Genomic DNA, 15,677 nt, shown 5'->3' on the forward strand with positions numbered 1-15,677 from the left:
GTAACTTCAATGATTCAGTTACGTCAGATCTTTCAAAAACCGTTTAAAACTTATTTTGGATTTCTTCTCATCTTGTTCACTGCCTAAGCAGCAAATCTTTATTACTTTATTTGAATGTCTAAAGAGCTGTCCGAGACTATATGTTCATGTTCAACATGTAAAGTCTTTTTTTAACAATTAAGGAAAAAAATTCAATGTCGTTATTAGCAACGTTGTTTTTGTTTCGTTTGTTGTTTGGAACGAGGGGCATATTATGAAACCCCAATAACTTCGTCAATAGTTTTTTTACTTTTTTTTAACTTTTTTTTCATAAATTTTAATAACAATATTAAATACTTATAGATTATTAACGATACTTAATTTTAGCAGTAGGTTGAACTTCTACCAAATCTATAAACCACCGAAATCTCGAAAAGTTATTAGAATAAAAAAGGCCACTCTCTGAGTGGCCTTCTATCATCGGTAACTATGTAAAAAATTTAACTACTTTTTTAGAGGAAATCCGTTTTTTTCTAACGTCTCTACAATCTTATTAGATGCTTCAGTAATGAATTCACCTGATAAAGTATTATTAGGATCTAAGAATTCACTTCTTACTGTTACAGACTTCTTATCTTCTTGAACAAAGATATCCGCAATAGAAGTAGAAACAAGTTCTTTAATCTTAAGTTTAGAAAGACTATTTAAGATAGACCCAACAGCAACACTATTATCTACTTCAACAGTACAATCGAAAGTTGAACCAGGGAATTTAGCTAGTGGACTATACTTTGTTTTATCTTTTTGTTCACGTGATTCAAACGCACTCATGTTAACAAGAGCAATTGAAACGTTTCCTTTAATTTTAAATTGCTTAAGAACAAGTGGGTGTACAGAGAAGATTACACCATCCATCTTTCCTTGAATTCTTAAGTTGTAAAATTCGAAAGGATGAATACCGGCCCATTCTTCATTGATTGCATTACTCTTAAATTTTGGATTACGTTCATTTAACTGATAGTTGATATTAGCACTATCAAGTAAGCGAGTTGTATCGTTTAAAAGATCCATAAAAGGAGTTGCTTCTTTATCAAAGTATAAAGCACCAAATACACTTTCTTCTTTTACGAAGTCTTTATCGTTTGCGTGATATGTACGGCCGATTTCAAAGAACTTGAAAGAAGAAGAGTTCTTTGCGTTTTGAGAAGCAGCTTCTATGAAAGAAGGAGCAAGTGACTCACGCATAAGAGATGCATCTTTTGATAAAGCATTAATAAGCTCTAGCCCACCCTTGTGCTCGTACATTGCTTTCTTAAGAAGTGATGGCCCAATCATTGGATAAGTCATAACTTCAAATGCACTTGCATGGTTAACCATGAAGTTTTTCATACGACGGTGAAGCTTCTGTGCAGGGCTTAACTTAACAGGTGAAATATCTAGTTTTGGTGACACTGGATCAATATTATCGAAACCAATAATACGGCCAATCTCTTCCACTAGGCATGAGCCTGTTTCAATATCTTTAGTTGCACGGTAACTTGGAATATGAGCAACAAAGCTTTCTTGTGTTCCCTCAATATTAAAATCAAGAGCATTAAAAATTCTTTTCATTTCATCAAAAGAAACTTCTTTCCCTAGTGCCTTATTAATTTTAGCAGCACTTGATGGAATTGATACCGGCTTAATCTCTAAAAGATTCGGGCCATCGTATTGAATGTCACCAACGACTTTAGCATCTGGATTTTCTTTTAATACATACTCAAGAGTTCTTAAAAGTGTTCTTTCAAGCATTAGTGAATCAAGAGTCTTTTCATATCTTGAAGAAGAATCTGTACGAAGCCCTAAGCGAGTTGAAGTTTTTCTAACTTCAGCAGCTTTCCAGTTTGCAACTTCGATAAAGATCTTCGTTGTACTTTCATCAACACCACTATTTAGTCCCCCCATGATTCCAGCTAGAACCAAAGGCTTTTCTGAGTCACCAATAACAGTATCACCTGCTACTAGTTTTCTTTTTTCTTCATCAAGAGTTGTAAATTCAGTTTCAGCTTTTAGAGAACTAATCACAACTGTGTCACCTTTAATCTTTTCACGATCAAAGATATGAAGAGGAATTCCAAGTTCAAGCATCACGTAATTTGAAATATCAACGATATTATTAATTGGACGAAGACCTACTGCTTGCAGGCGTCTTTTCATCCATGCAGGAGACTCTCCTACTTTTACGTTATCTAAGCTAAGACCAAAGTAACCAAGGCAACTTGTGTCTTCTTCAACTTTAATTTTGATTGGAGCTGCATCACTTGAAAATTTTGCTTTTAAATCAGCTGCCCACGAATCTGAGAATGGATTTTTTAATTCATTATCAAAAATTGTTGCAAACTCACGAGCAATACCAAAGTGTCCCCAAAGATCAGGTCTATGAGTTAGAGACTTATTATCAACGTCTAATAGAACGTCTTTTGTTTGACCAAATAGCGTTAGCATATTTGTCCCAAGCTCCGGGTTATCAAACATCTTATCTAATTCAATAATACCTGGAGACTCTTCAGCAAAACCAAGTTCCTCCTCAGAACAAAGCATACCTTCAGAAAGAACGCCACGGATCTTTTTAGGCTCAAGAGTTAGACCATTTGGTAGAGTAATCCCTAAAGGAGCGTAAGCAGTACGCATACCAATGCGAACGTTTGCGGCACCACAAACAACTTGGAATTGATCCTTACCATTTGTAAAAGTCACAAGATTTAACTTATCTGCTTCAGGGTGCTTTTCCTTTTCTAGAACTTCAACAACAGTAATGGCCTCTAAGTGATCTCCTACAGAAAGAACATCTTCAACCTCAGCTGTTGCTAGAGTGAACTTTGAACCAATTTCATTTGCGTCTAAGTCTGGAACCTTAACGAAATCTTTAATCCAATCAATACTAATTAACATATATATTCCTTAAAACTATTTTCTAATATTCTTTAAATTGTGAGTTAAATCTAAGATCACCAGATTGAAGGTGGCGGATATCATCAATTCCGTACTTCATCATAACAAGACGATCTAGCCCTAGACCAAAAGCAAAGCCATTGTATTCTTCAGGATCAATTCCTCCTGCTCTAAGAACATTTGGATGAACCATTCCACATGGAAGAAGCTCTACCCAACCAACTTGCTTACAAACAGAACATCCTTTTGCATTACAAACTTGGCATTTGATATCAAGCTCAAAACCTGGTTCAACAAATGGGAAGTAACCAGGACGAAGTCTAACCTCAACATCTTTCTTAAAGATTTCTGTTAGGATTTCTTTCATGAAGTAAATTAGATTAGATACAGAAATATCTTTTCCAACCATCATCCCTTCTAGTTGTTGGAATACCATCTCGTGAGAAGCATCTGTTCTTTCACAACGGAAAACTGTCCCTGGGGCAATAAAACGGAAAGGAGGCTTACGAGACTGCATACCACGTACTTGAATTGTAGAAGTGTGTGTACGTAGTAAGTGCTTATTCCCTTCTGGAGACTTTTCGTCTTTAAACCAGAAAGTATCTTGCATATCACGTGCTGGGTGATCACCTGGAATATTTAGGGCCTCAAAATTATAAAACTCTGTTTCAATATGTGGACCATCTAATACTTCAAAGCCCATTGATAAGAAAATATCTTCAACTTCTTGTTGCACAAGAGTTCTTGGATGAAGTCCACCGTGATTATTATTCTTAGATTTTACAGCATCAGTAAAAGTAATATCGATTTTATTCTTACTTAGCTTTTCATTAATCTGAGCTAGCTCAATTTCAGAAAGCTTCTTTGCGACAAGCTTTTCAATATTTTGCTTAATTTCATTAGCAACTGGCCCAATTTCTTTTCTTTGCTCAGGAGTAGCATCCTTAAGCGACTTTAAAATTTCAGATACTGCTCCCTTCTTGCCTAAGTAACTAGACTTAAGTGAAAGCACTTCTGGTTGCGCATTTACTGTTTCAAGTTCTGTTTGAAACTTTCCATAAGCTTCATTTAGCTTATCAATCATAATCCCACCTATTCGACGATTTATAAACATTCAATAATAACCTTGGGAGTTTTTCATGCGGTGTGCGAAAAAGCAAGACTTGGAGGGTCAGTAATTAGTTAATTAGATCAATAAAAATGAGCGCATCCAATTGAACTTAGCGATGATCTCTGGGTGCTGATAGTCAGGGTATGTCCAAGATAGAGTCTCGTAAGACTTTCCTTGAAATTGATAGGTTAACTCAGCAAAAACCCCCTCACCTAAATAGATGCGATGAGAGTATGGCTTTCCACTTGAAAGCAGCACTTGATCCAAGCAGATTAGGCCTGGGTCGATATTAAAAGTCCTACCTTGATCCTGAAGGTGTGCTTTCTCCAAAGCATCACACTCTTTCTTGATATCAACGAGCTCGGTACGCTCAACTGCATCAGGATAGAAAAAGAAGCATCGCTTAAGGCCACTGCCCATTTCTTTGCTGTAATAGTCTTTCATTGGAAAGAAGTTATGGGTGAAGATGATAGGATGAGAGTATCTTGGCCCAAGTAGACTAACGATTTCACCTGGGCCAATTTTATCCTCTTGATAGAGAACACTAAAGAAAACGAGTGCCTGAGTGGCAGGTTTTAAGTCACTCACTCTACTTCATTTTCTCTTTTAAAACATTATAGTAGTTATTTAGCTCTTCGATATTAACAGTTGCTGTTCCAACCTTACCAACAACAACACCTGCGCCACAGTTTGCAATCCACGCGGCCTCTTCAAGGCTCGCACCTGCTTCTAAACATGCAACGAGAAGTGAGATTGTTGTATCCCCTGCACCTGAAACATCGTAGACTTCGTTGGCAACAGTTGGGATCATATGAAGCTTGCCATCACCTAAAGTATCAAGCATTGCCATTCCTCGTGCACCAAGCGTGATAATGATTTTTTCAAGCTCTAGCTTATCAACAAGGATCTCTGCAATTTCTTCAACTTGAAGTTCTTGTGCATAACCTAAGAGATTTGCCATAAGCTTTGCTTCGAGATGATTAGGCTTAAGAAGCGAGACACCTTTATAGAAAAGCGGAGGCGTTGTACGACTAGGGTCTACGGCCACAAGGCTTTTAGTCTCCTTAAACTCACTTACAAGGCGAGAAATTAGAGACTCTGTTAGAACACCTTTTGAGTAGTCTTCTAAAATAAGCGCACCGTGGTTTTCTTTAAGTTCATTAATGCGAGCAATAAGTCTTTTTTCGACGTCAGCATTAATAGGCTTCTTTGATTCATAATCGATACGACAAATTTGTTGATGATCTGTAACGATTCTTTCTTTGAAAACAGTAGGTCGCTCATCACAACGGACAACTCCCCAAGTTGAAAGCCCTGCTTCTTCTAAAAGGTCTTCTAAAACATTAGCGTTTGCATCGTCACCCATAACACCACATAGAGTTGAGTTAACTCCAAGAGTTTTTAGGTTTTCAGATACGTTGGCCGAAAGTCCAAGCTTGTGCCATTCTTTTTGAACTTCAACAAGAGGTACTGGAGCCTCAGGAGAGATACGGTTAACAACGCCAGATGTATATTTATCAATCCCAACATCTCCAACAACAAGAATTGGCTTAATGTTGGCAAGGTTAGCAATAATTGTATTAAAACGTTCAGATGAAATTAATTTTGTCATAGTATTTCCATTATTTATTTAAAATTGATTTTGCGATTTCAATAACTCTATCTTCTTCAATTTTGGCCATGCAGTCATAATAAGGGCAATCCATTCCTGCACACTTATCAGACTCTCCACAAACAACATTTGGCGTGACTGTTTTAATTTCAGTCTCCCCTTTCGGCTTCCACCTTAATGAAGAATGACTTTTGATCGGCGAGTATATCCCAATTAAAGACACTCCCAGCGCCGCGGCCATGTGTGTGGCACCAGAGTTTGGACCTATAAAAAGTGTAGCGTGTTTTAAAATATTTAGAAAGTTAACAATGCCTCGTTTTTTACCATTGAAGTAGTAGATATTCTGATCACTATAATCTCTAAGCTCATCTCTAACTGGATTTACGTAGCGTAAATCAGAAGGGATATGAGAAATGATGAAATTAAAACGGTTAGGATAAATACCATTTATGCGCTTAATAAACGTTGCAATATTCTTTGCCGGCCATGGAAGGTTATTATTTGATACACCAGGGTGAACAAAGACCATCTCCTTTTCAGGATCAAGGCCCTCTCCCTTTATTAGTTCTTTAAAAGAATTGAAGTCGTTCTCATTTACATTGAAATTAAACTCAGGAATATATTCCTTGTCTTCAATTGTAATAAAATTATCGAGATCACGAAGTAGCTCAATATTATAGAAGGTTTCATGTCCTTCAACTTCTGAGCGTATTTGTCGAACTCCACGATTTAGGGTGAAATTGGCCTGCCATTTCGCCAGATGTCCGCCTCGAAATGGAACTTTTTTAAGCCAAGCAACAAAGTTTGGAGTTTGTGATCCACCTGCGTAGAGATAAACATCAGGCTTAAAGTCATTAAAGACCTGAAGCGCACGCTTTACCTTGAATGGATAAGATCTCTTCTTATCCAGTACATAGACTTTATCGATATAGGGATGATCTTTATAGAGAATAACCGAAGTTGGCGATGTGATAATTGCTACAGTCGCATTTGGATCCATTTCTTTTATGGCCTGGGCCATTGGCATTGTTAGAATATTCTGGCCAATGGCGTCTGTGCGACTGATTAAGTATTTCACAACTCTATTCCAACCTCTTTTGCGCGAATTTTTACATTTTCTTTAAGTGTTGAAATAACCTTGTCGATATCCATTTCACTTGTATCAACGAGTGTTGCATCATCGGCTTTGACAAGAGGGGCCACTTCACGGCCCATATCTTTTTCATCGCGCTTTTTTACATCACGCTTGAGTTGCTCAAGGTCGATATCGTGTTGACCTTTCTCCATTAGCTGATCATATCTTCTTTGCGCACGAATATCGATCGATGCTGTCACAAAGAATTTTGTAAAGGCATTAGGAAAGACTATCGTTCCAATATCACGGCCTTCCATCACGCAAACCTTTTCATTTGCAATTGATCTTTGAAAATCTAGAAGCATTGTTCTGACAACAGGAATTTGTGAAATGATCGAAGCAAGCTTAGATACGTGGTGTTCTCTAATTTTTTGAGATAGATCCACGCCGTCAACTTTCACAAGGGCATCTACTTGCCCGTATTCAAGCTTAATCTCTTTTAAAAATGATTCAACTGCCGCGTGGTTTTGAAGGTCAATCCCCTTCTCATTTGCAGCAAAGGCTAAGGCGCGAAACATTGCACCAGTGTCGATATAAAGGATACCTAGTTCCTTGGCCAACAGCTTAGCTACAGTTGATTTTCCGCTCCCACTTGGGCCATCAATTGCTATAACTGATGAATATGTCATACAACTTCCTTATTCGTGTAATTTATAAGGAATGAATATAGCAATTTTTAATAGCTATTTGAAGTTGAAAAGATGACTCGCTGAATTACGAGTTTTTTGCAAAGCGTGACTTAGAAAGCTCTTTCTTAGCAATCTTTTCGTCAAGATTAGGAACGATATCCATTCCCAGGTAGTAATCAAGATCAAATTTGTGATTATTCTTGTGAAGTATTGACTCAACGCCCAGTGAACGTGAACGCTTATTTAGTGTTTCAACTGCTGCTAGCAGCTTCTTATAATTCTTTTTTACCTTATCGTAATAAACGTTCTTAATTCCAACAGGGCGATTAAAACGTAGACTCTGTCTCACAAAGCCCGGCCCCATATTATAGGCAACTGTTGCATAACGATAAAGACCAAACCTCTTATAAAGACGACTAAGGTAATAAACTCCAAGTTCCATATTTACGTGAGGAACACGAAGAATCTCAATAATATCATCTTTATTAAGTGATCTCTTTAGAAGCTTATGAAGGAAGACACCTGTTTTTGGCATAATTTGCATTAGCCCTTGGGCCTTTACATAGCTTTGTGCTGTTGGATTAAAGTGACTTTCTGTCCAAGCGATTGAAATAACCCATAATGGGTCAAGTTGTCTCTCCTGCGCAAAGTGAAGCAGTGAAGAAATATATTTCTTTGCCCTAACATTAATAGGATGCTCCATGTGAGCAATTAATGTGTCCTCAAGAGTCTTTTTATCAATCGATGAAAGGAATCCAAGGTGAAGGCTTTTGAAGAAAGGATTAGTCTCTTTAAAATTATAGCTATTGTAAGGTGTATAAACGTGATTATTTGAATTTATTGAAGAAAGGATACCCAAATCACGGAAGTTTGTGCTTGTAGGAGTCCAAAAGAAATCAAAAGAAAGCACGGCCGCAAAGGCACAAAGTCCTAACGTGAGCAATGATTTTGTATTCGTACAAAAAGTACTAAAATGTTCAAGATGCGAGCTATATCGCTCACTCGGTGCTTTCATATGATGGTCTTTTACCGCTATTGAACCTGCTCGTCTAGTTAAAAGAAAATTATAATGCAAAGCATCGGAAATAATTTCAAAAACATTCATTTAATTACAGGATTTTGGGAGGTTATCCTTTAATTTTTAAATATTTCACGCATAATAGATATATAAATTTGAGGAGTAAGAATGACAGATATTGGATTTAACCGATTAAAAGATGAATCATCAACATACCTAAAGCAACACAAAGACAATCCAGTTCACTGGTATCCTTGGGGACCAGAGGCACTTGCCCGTGCTACAGAGGAAAACAAACCTATCTTCCTTTCAATTGGATACAGCTCTTGTCACTGGTGCCACGTCATGGCCGAAGAGTCCTTCTGTGATGAAGAAACGGCAAAATACCTAAATGAGAACTTTATCAACATTAAAGTTGATAGAGAAGAACACCCAGATATTGATAACTACTACCAGCAAGCGTGCCAATTATTTACAAATGGAGGCGGATGGCCTCTAAGTGCCTTCCTACTTCCTAACCTTAGGCCATTCTTTGTAGGAACATATTTTCCTAAAGAAGCTAAGGGCAAGGCAACTCCATTTATGGAAGTTTTATCTGAGCTAGTTAGAGCATATAAAGACGATAATGCTACAGTAACAGAGAATGCTGATAAAGCATTTGATGCAATTGAAAAAGGCTTCATTTCACCAGAGAATGTTGACTTTCAAGGCCACTTTCCACATCCAAACTCAGTTCTTGATGTTCTTGAGAAATTTAAAGACGAGGAAAATGGTGGTTTTGGAGAAGCTCCAAAGTTTCCACAACTTGCTTTCTACGAGTGGGCCATCGAGCAAATGCTTGAGGGTGTTGTAAAGAAAGAGCATGGTGAGCACATTGTAAAGTCATTAGAAAGAATGCTAATGGGTGGTGTTTACGATCAAGTACGTGGTGGTCTACATCGCTACAGCACTGACAATAAGTGGACTGTACCACATTTTGAGAAGATGCTTTATGATCAAGCTGGTCTTCTAAAGCTTCTTGCAAAAGCAAGTATGCTCTACCCTTCACCACTTGTTTTTGATGGAATCTTTAACACACTTGAGTACCTAAAAAGTGAAATGCTTAATGAAGAAGAAAATTTCTTCTTCTCAGCACAAGATGCTGACAGTGAAGGCGTTGAAGGACTTTACTTCACTTACACAGAACAAGAGTTTGAAGATGCCTTAGGAAGATTTGATACAGAAGATGAGTCACTAACAAAAAATCTTGATAAACTTAAGGACTGGTTTGGAATTACTCAAAAAGGTAATTTTGATTCAGGACTTAACGTACTGACAATTAATCATGAAAAATCACAAGAGATCTTCACAAGTGAATCTTGGGATCTAATTAGAAATGCAAAGAAAGCACTTCTTAATGAGAGAAAGCTTCGCATTCCTCCAATGACTGATAATAAAGGGATTGCTAGTTGGAACTTCCATATGATCACAGCACTCTCAGATGTTATGCAATACACTCAAGTGCCAGCAATTAGAAATGCGGCCAGCATGTTATTTAACCGTGTTGTGGAAGGTACATATAAGAAATTCTTAGAGACAACGCCAAACGGAATGCGTCTACGTCACACGACAACTCGTCCAGTTGGTGCTTCTCTATTAGAAGACTACGTTCTCTTTGCAGAGGCCCAACTTAGAATTTATGAACTAAGTGGTAATCCTGTCTTTAAGGCAAATCTAAAAGACACACTAGGCTTTATCTTAAAAGAGTTCTTAGTCGATGGCCGTCTTAAAACTCGTGCCCTAAGAGATAATGATATGGAGCTATATCCAAATCAAAATTTTACAAGTTTTGATCAGTCATTTAAGTCTCCTGTTTCGACTCTTATTAAATTAATTAGACGTGCAAGTGTTCTATTTAGCGACATTGATATGCTTGAAGAAATTAAGCCTCTGATGGAAAATACGACTCAAGATGTCCTAAAGAACCCAGCTGGTTCTGGAGAAGGTCTTAGAGCACTTAGTTACCCAGCAAATGCATACAAGGTAATTAAATGTCCAAAAGAATGGCTTCAAAACCAAGAATTCGCAGGTTTTATTTGCTACTTCCTACCAAGATTTGTTTTTGACTTCCATGAAGACAAAGGACAGAGATGGGAAATTTGTGGAACAAATGAATGTGAGATGACTGGAGAAGGTTTAGATAACTTCATCGAAACTCTAAAGCCTAATCAAGCACAAGGCCAAGCCAATGAGTAACACTCAGGGAAGGCCACTTGCAGGAAAAACAATCATTGATTTTTCACATCGCCTCCCAGGGCCTCTGGCAGGAAAGCTTCTTGCGGGCCTTGGAGCAAATGTTATTAAGATCGAAGATGCAAAATTTAAGGATCCATTTATCTATGGCCTCTTTGCTGAAATGGATAACTCATTTCCTAAATGGTACGAAGAATTAAATGCATGTAAAACTGTAAGACGCTTCGACTTTAAAAGCGAAGAAGATATTAAAGAGATACAAAAATTAGTTTTTGAAGCAGATGGAATCATTATGGGAATTCCAGGAAAAATTCAAGACAAGCTTGGGATCTCCATAAAGACAATTGAGAATACAGTTAAGCACTCATATGGAATTGTCATTCCAAAGGCATCAAAAGAGCATATGAGCCATATGCATGACCTAAATGCGCTAGCAATGACAGGTCTTCTAAGTCTTCACCTAAGAAATATCAATTCAATTGAAGATGTGGCCCCTCCGTTCTTACCTCTTGCAGGTATTAACTTTGGACAAAAAATGGCCTTTGATCTCCTAGGCGCAATGTTTAAGGCGCAAGAAACTAAGGATGTCCAAATAATTGAGTCTTATTTATACGAGTCGACTCAAGAAGTATTCGATGCTTTCTGGCCAAAGTCTATTAGAGAGACAGATCATAAGTTTCTCCATAATGGGCTATACCCTTGCTACAATATCTATCAGACAAAGGATCATGAATTTGTCGTTATGGCATGTGTTGAGGAAAAGTTTTGGCAATCATTTAAAGAAGCCTTTAAATTTGATTCAACTGATGATGAGAGATTTGAAACAAGTGGTTCTATTCATAAGAGACTTAAGGATCTCTTCTTCTCAATGACTGCCCAGGATGTTAGAAACACCCTAGGTGATCTTGATATTTGTATTAACGTAATAAAGTAATACTGATTCCAATTAAAGAAACAAGAATAATGCTGGTACCGAAAAAACGATAAAATGAAGTACCAGCACTTTTTGTAAGTCCAATAAAGTGAGATACTCTCGAAATAATGAGTGCAGCAAGAAGAATATGAATTCCCATTAGTGAGATCGCCTCTTTCTCAATTGCAAAATAAGTTAAAAGCAAAATAAAGGGAATATACTCTGAGAAGTTCCCATGAATTCTGATGGCCTTATTCATGTCTGACACTTTTCCGTGCCCTAGGCCCACACGATGTTTCCAACGATTACGAATAACATTTAGTGTAACAACGACATAAAGTAATCCAAGTACACCGCAATAGCGAAAAAAAATTTCCATTTCCATATCAACTCCCTACTTTTCTTAAGAATAAGAAATTATGACTCAGAAAGTAGTTGATCGGCAAGTTCCTCTTCTTTTAAAGCTTCATAGAATCTCTTCGTAATATCTGTCACAAAGGCCTTTTCATAAATTGTTTCAAGGACATATGCTTTAACTGTCGCCTTAATGCCTATGCCATGCTCAAACTTCTCTGTTGAAACAACTACCTTTAATGGTTTCTTTAAGTAGGCATAGCGAGAAGTTGAAGTCACTTCTTCGAGTAATGAAATCATGCGAGCAATATCGCAGTTATTCTTAAAATAAAAATAGCTACAAACCATCATATCTCGTTGCCCAGAGTTAGCGGAAGCGACATTTTCACTTAGAAATAAATTATTCGGTATCGTGACAGTGGAATCATCTAGTGTTTGAATACGAACAGAGCGAAGGCCTATTTGGATAATATCACCATAGTTATCTCGAAATAGGATTCGATCCCCTACTTGAAATGGTTTATCAAAAATTAAAATGATACCTGCAATAATTGATGAAATAAGATCTTTAAGAGAAAACCCAATGGCCACAGCACCAGAACCAAGAAATGCATAGATCATCTCCTGACTAGGATTTAGCGTTACATACAATAACCAAAAGGTACCAAAGATATAAATCATATGGGTTATGATTGTATTTAGTTGAAGTATTGATAAGCGATAGTATGGAATTTTAATGGCAAGATACTGCAAGGACCAAGAGACGATTCTAACAATAATAAAGAGAGTAAAAAAGCCCACGAATAAACCAAAAATCATTTCAGAGTTAACTGAATCGAAGATACTTGCCATTTTTTGTGTTTTTACGATTGTATCTGTTACAACATCATTCATAGATAAAATTCCTCTTTCGTAAGATATTTTTAATATCCACTAACCAATCCTTTCTTATGTGAAAGTAGTCTCCATCTCTGCTTAGAATCCCTTTTCCAAAACCAGCTTTAAGTGCATAGGTCACAACTTTCTCACTTAGATCTGTCGTTTCTATGATTTCAGAAAAGCTTAAATATTCGTGTGAAAGTATACTGGAAAAAACAAATAATGATTCATCTGATAACACTTCAACTTCATGAATAGGTCGACGTTGTGGCAGGTGTAATTCAATTGTTTTATCATTTACATGTGAGATGGACTTTAGCCATGTATTCACTGCGGCCTGAGGGTTTCCACCCGTTTGCTTGGCCAAAATTCTAAAATAGATATCCTGAGCATTTTCGATAGATCTTTCTGCACCAAAATGGGACATAATTTCAAAAAGCTCTTCGTTGAAGCGAATCTCTAAACCTGTTGGTTCATGTCTTTTTAAGATTAGTTCTTTTAGCTCTTCTTTATTCCATGGCCTGATATAGATCGTATCTGAAGACAGTTCATATTTATTGTAAATATGCTTAATAAGATTTAACGAATTACTGTTCCATACTGTAAACCAAAAGACATTTTTAGAGGAATTATTGATAACATTAAAGAAAGCATCGAAGGCCTTAAAACCGTGAAATTTTGATAAGAAGAGATTATGTGCATTTTTAATAATGACAAACTTCTTCTCTTCTTCACTACCTTTACCAACAAAATTTTCTAACCTTTTTAAAAGTACTGATTCTTCAACAATCTTCTCACTAATATCTAATTTAAAAGATGTTACTGAAGAATAGCGTTTAAGAATCTTATCAAGAACATGGTTCTTTCCACTTCCAGACTCTCCAGAGAATGCCAAATGATAAGAGCTACTCGTTCCATTAAGCCAGCTATCAATACGCTCATAGGCCATAACAGCAGGATCAGGCTTTCTTGTTATCTCTGTACCATTTTCTCTTTTAAAGATTTCAATATAATCACTCGGTACTTCATAATCAGTAAAGACTTCATCTCTAAGACTTTCCAGGTGTTGTTCTAAAATTCCAGACAATAGATTCTTCGCCCATTCCTTGTCATTATTAGCAAGAAAGAACATTAAGTAGAATGAGTAAAGCAGAGTATAGAGATAGAGAAATACTGGAAGGATATAGCGTATAACATGTTTAGAAATATGCTTCTTTGTTAACAGCATTGAAGGCGGAACAATCTTTGGAAGGATTAACTCAGCGTAATTGTCATATCTAAGTAAGATAATTGTATAAATAACAAAGAAGAGAATCGATATAATATTATGGCCAAGAAATCCTGAAAATAAATTATAGAGTAAAATGAAAAAGAAAGTTGTAATGGTAATAATGTAGCGAAGCTTCTTGCTATCCTTAACGAAGTCTCTATTCACTTTTTTAAAGTAGACCTGAAAGTTATAACGAAGGAAGCTATGAAAGTATCCGATATTTATATAGAGAACATAGAGGGCCAAGATATTTCTAAAGACATGCAAGAAGAGTTGAAAGTCTTCTCTTTCAAATTTTAGTAAGTAGAGATTAAAAATATCTAGAGCACTAAAAGCAAATAAGTAATACAAGTTGAAGTCGAAGAATCTGAAAACATATTTTCGCGCATCAACTTTATTCTCCCCACGTCTTAACATCATGGTTCTAATCAAGAAAAAGATGATTCGAACGACAATAATAACAGCAAGAAATAAAAAGAATGAACGTATAGGCCAAGCAAGGATAAAGTCATCGATGGTTGTTATGAGACCAGCGAGTTCTTGATTTAAAAAGTGAAAAGCATCGGCCACGGCCTTTTGAATTTTTATAATACTAAATTTCATGAATCTATTATAAAGTTAACTGATCTTTTTCCCATAATTATTATTGTCGCAATAGTAAAAAAAACTAAAAAATAAACTTAGATACTCGGGTAATACGGGGCAAGCATCATCAATGCCTCTTTATTGTGACAAAATTTCATTTATTTGGTATAAAGTCCCTCTATGATCGTTAAAAGAATCCATTTGAAAGATACATTTAAAATTCGTCGCTCAGTATTAGGCATTGAAGGCATCGACTCTAGTTATAATTTTACTGGAGATAATGAGTCAGACACATTTCACTTAGGTGCATTTGTCGACAATAATCTTGTATCAGTTGCTTCTTTTTACTTTAATCCAAATCCTAACTTTAATATTGATAATCAATATCAACTACAAGGTATGGCGACCCTTGAAAATCACCGTAAACAAGGCTTTTCAAGAGAGCTGCTAAATGTTGCCTTCCCTATTATTAAGCAAAACTTCTGTAATTTAGTATGGTGTAATGCTCGTATCGAAGCGAGGGCATTTTATGAAAAACTTGGTTTTGAAGTGTTTGGAGATGAGTTTGAAGTCGAAGGGATCGGACGTCATGTTTTAATGTTTCGTGAGATCAATTAATCCTTGCAATAAGAATCTATCCTCGACTTAAGCATCAGTTTAGACTGGCCCTTAAAGCATTCTTTTTGACCACTATACTTTTGAATCACCATACAATTCATATCTTCTCGAGTATCACAATCTCTAAGGGAGAGATCATTAACACAGGCAAAGTGCTTTCGTCTTTTAGAGCATAAGTAGATAAGGTTTGGACCTTTGAAAAGGCCATCCCCAATACTTGATTCAGTATTGTACTTTCGAAATTCCTCCGCTTCTTGTCGCTCTATTTGTTGCTTTTTTTGAAACTCCTCAATCGGCGTCATAGCATCATCTGCTAGCACAGACTGACTCGTCCCTATAGCAAGGTATATTGAGCTAAATATAATCATTAGAAGTCTAGTAGAAATGAACATATGAAATTACTTTTCCTAA

At 36.5% G+C, this 15,677-nt stretch carries 14 protein-coding genes; 3 read left to right on the plus strand and 11 right to left on the minus strand.

Annotated elements, in window-relative coordinates; genetic code table 11:
- Positions 1 to 483 precede the first annotated feature (483 nt).
- The 7 genes from pheT to ABMA72_RS14840 form a co-directional block, all read right to left on the minus strand.
- A complete protein-coding gene (pheT, locus tag ABMA72_RS14810) occupies positions 484 to 2,910 on the minus strand; it encodes a phenylalanine--tRNA ligase subunit beta (RefSeq protein WP_393057723.1) in 2,427 nt (808 codons plus the stop codon).
- Positions 2,911 to 2,932: 22 nt separating this feature from the next.
- A complete protein-coding gene (pheS, locus tag ABMA72_RS14815; protein ID WP_392860222.1) occupies positions 2,933 to 3,994 on the minus strand; it encodes a phenylalanine--tRNA ligase subunit alpha in 1,062 nt (353 codons plus the stop codon).
- Between the two features lie 102 nt (positions 3,995 to 4,096).
- Positions 4,097 to 4,609, minus strand: coding sequence for a DUF4416 family protein (locus ABMA72_RS14820; protein ID WP_392860220.1), 513 nt, complete (start codon positions 4,607 to 4,609; stop codon positions 4,097 to 4,099).
- A 1-nt stretch (position 4,610) separates the two neighbouring features.
- Positions 4,611 to 5,633, minus strand: a complete 1,023-nt coding sequence (locus tag ABMA72_RS14825; RefSeq protein ID WP_392860219.1) for a bifunctional heptose 7-phosphate kinase/heptose 1-phosphate adenyltransferase — start codon at positions 5,631 to 5,633, stop codon at positions 4,611 to 4,613.
- Between the two features lie 10 nt (positions 5,634 to 5,643).
- Entirely contained in the window at positions 5,644 to 6,711 is a 1,068-nt protein-coding gene (locus tag ABMA72_RS14830) for a glycosyltransferase family 9 protein (protein WP_392990103.1), read from the minus strand.
- On the minus strand, positions 6,708 to 7,397 hold the full coding sequence (gene cmk, locus ABMA72_RS14835; RefSeq protein ID WP_392860216.1) for a (d)CMP kinase: 690 nt from the start codon (positions 7,395 to 7,397) through the stop codon (positions 6,708 to 6,710). Before cmk ends, ABMA72_RS14830 begins: the two co-directional genes overlap by 4 nt.
- Before the next feature lie 85 nt (positions 7,398 to 7,482).
- Positions 7,483 to 8,412 (minus strand): lytic transglycosylase domain-containing protein, encoded by a 930-nt coding sequence (locus tag ABMA72_RS14840; RefSeq protein ID WP_392860215.1) that lies wholly within the window; start codon positions 8,410 to 8,412, stop codon positions 7,483 to 7,485.
- A 171-nt stretch (positions 8,413 to 8,583) separates the two neighbouring features.
- Here ABMA72_RS14840 and ABMA72_RS14845 point away from each other — a divergent pair, with 171 nt between their 5' ends.
- Both ABMA72_RS14845 and ABMA72_RS14850 read left to right on the plus strand, forming a co-directional pair.
- On the plus strand, positions 8,584 to 10,650 hold the full coding sequence (locus ABMA72_RS14845; RefSeq protein WP_392860213.1) for a thioredoxin domain-containing protein: 2,067 nt from the start codon (positions 8,584 to 8,586) through the stop codon (positions 10,648 to 10,650).
- Positions 10,643 to 11,581 carry a CoA transferase gene (locus ABMA72_RS14850; protein ID WP_393057725.1) on the plus strand — a complete coding sequence of 313 codons (939 nt, stop codon included), beginning with the start codon at positions 10,643 to 10,645 and terminating at the stop codon, positions 11,579 to 11,581. The genes ABMA72_RS14845 and ABMA72_RS14850 overlap by 8 nt, the downstream gene beginning before the upstream one ends.
- Here the strand turns inward: ABMA72_RS14850 and ABMA72_RS14855 are convergent.
- The 3 genes from ABMA72_RS14855 to ABMA72_RS14865 are packed head-to-tail and all read right to left on the minus strand — an operon-like array spanning position 11,565 to position 14,666.
- The gene (locus ABMA72_RS14855) at positions 11,565 to 11,945 is read right to left on the minus strand and encodes an MAPEG family protein (RefSeq protein WP_393057727.1); all 381 of its coding nucleotides are present in this window, start codon (positions 11,943 to 11,945) and stop codon (positions 11,565 to 11,567) included. The two genes, ABMA72_RS14850 and ABMA72_RS14855, sit on opposite strands and share 17 nt — an antisense overlap.
- Positions 11,946 to 11,977: 32 nt before the next feature.
- Entirely contained in the window at positions 11,978 to 12,808 is an 831-nt protein-coding gene (locus ABMA72_RS14860; protein WP_392860208.1) for a mechanosensitive ion channel family protein, read from the minus strand.
- Positions 12,801 to 14,666 carry a hypothetical protein gene (locus ABMA72_RS14865; protein WP_392860207.1) on the minus strand — a complete coding sequence of 622 codons (1,866 nt, stop codon included), beginning with the start codon at positions 14,664 to 14,666 and terminating at the stop codon, positions 12,801 to 12,803. The genes ABMA72_RS14860 and ABMA72_RS14865 overlap by 8 nt, the downstream gene beginning before the upstream one ends.
- Before the next feature lie 162 nt (positions 14,667 to 14,828).
- Between ABMA72_RS14865 and ABMA72_RS14870 the strand changes: the two genes are divergently transcribed.
- A complete protein-coding gene (locus tag ABMA72_RS14870; protein WP_392860205.1) occupies positions 14,829 to 15,266 on the plus strand; it encodes a GNAT family N-acetyltransferase in 438 nt (145 codons plus the stop codon).
- Here ABMA72_RS14870 and ABMA72_RS14875 read toward each other — a convergent pair.
- Positions 15,263 to 15,634 (minus strand): hypothetical protein, encoded by a 372-nt coding sequence (locus ABMA72_RS14875; RefSeq protein ID WP_393057729.1) that lies wholly within the window; start codon positions 15,632 to 15,634, stop codon positions 15,263 to 15,265. The genes ABMA72_RS14870 and ABMA72_RS14875 overlap by 4 nt on opposite strands.
- Between the last annotated feature and the right edge of the window lie 43 nt (positions 15,635 to 15,677).

The organism is Halobacteriovorax sp. CON-3, assembly GCF_043196995.1.
Classification (GTDB): Bacteria; Bdellovibrionota; Bacteriovoracia; order Bacteriovoracales; family Bacteriovoracaceae; genus Halobacteriovorax_A.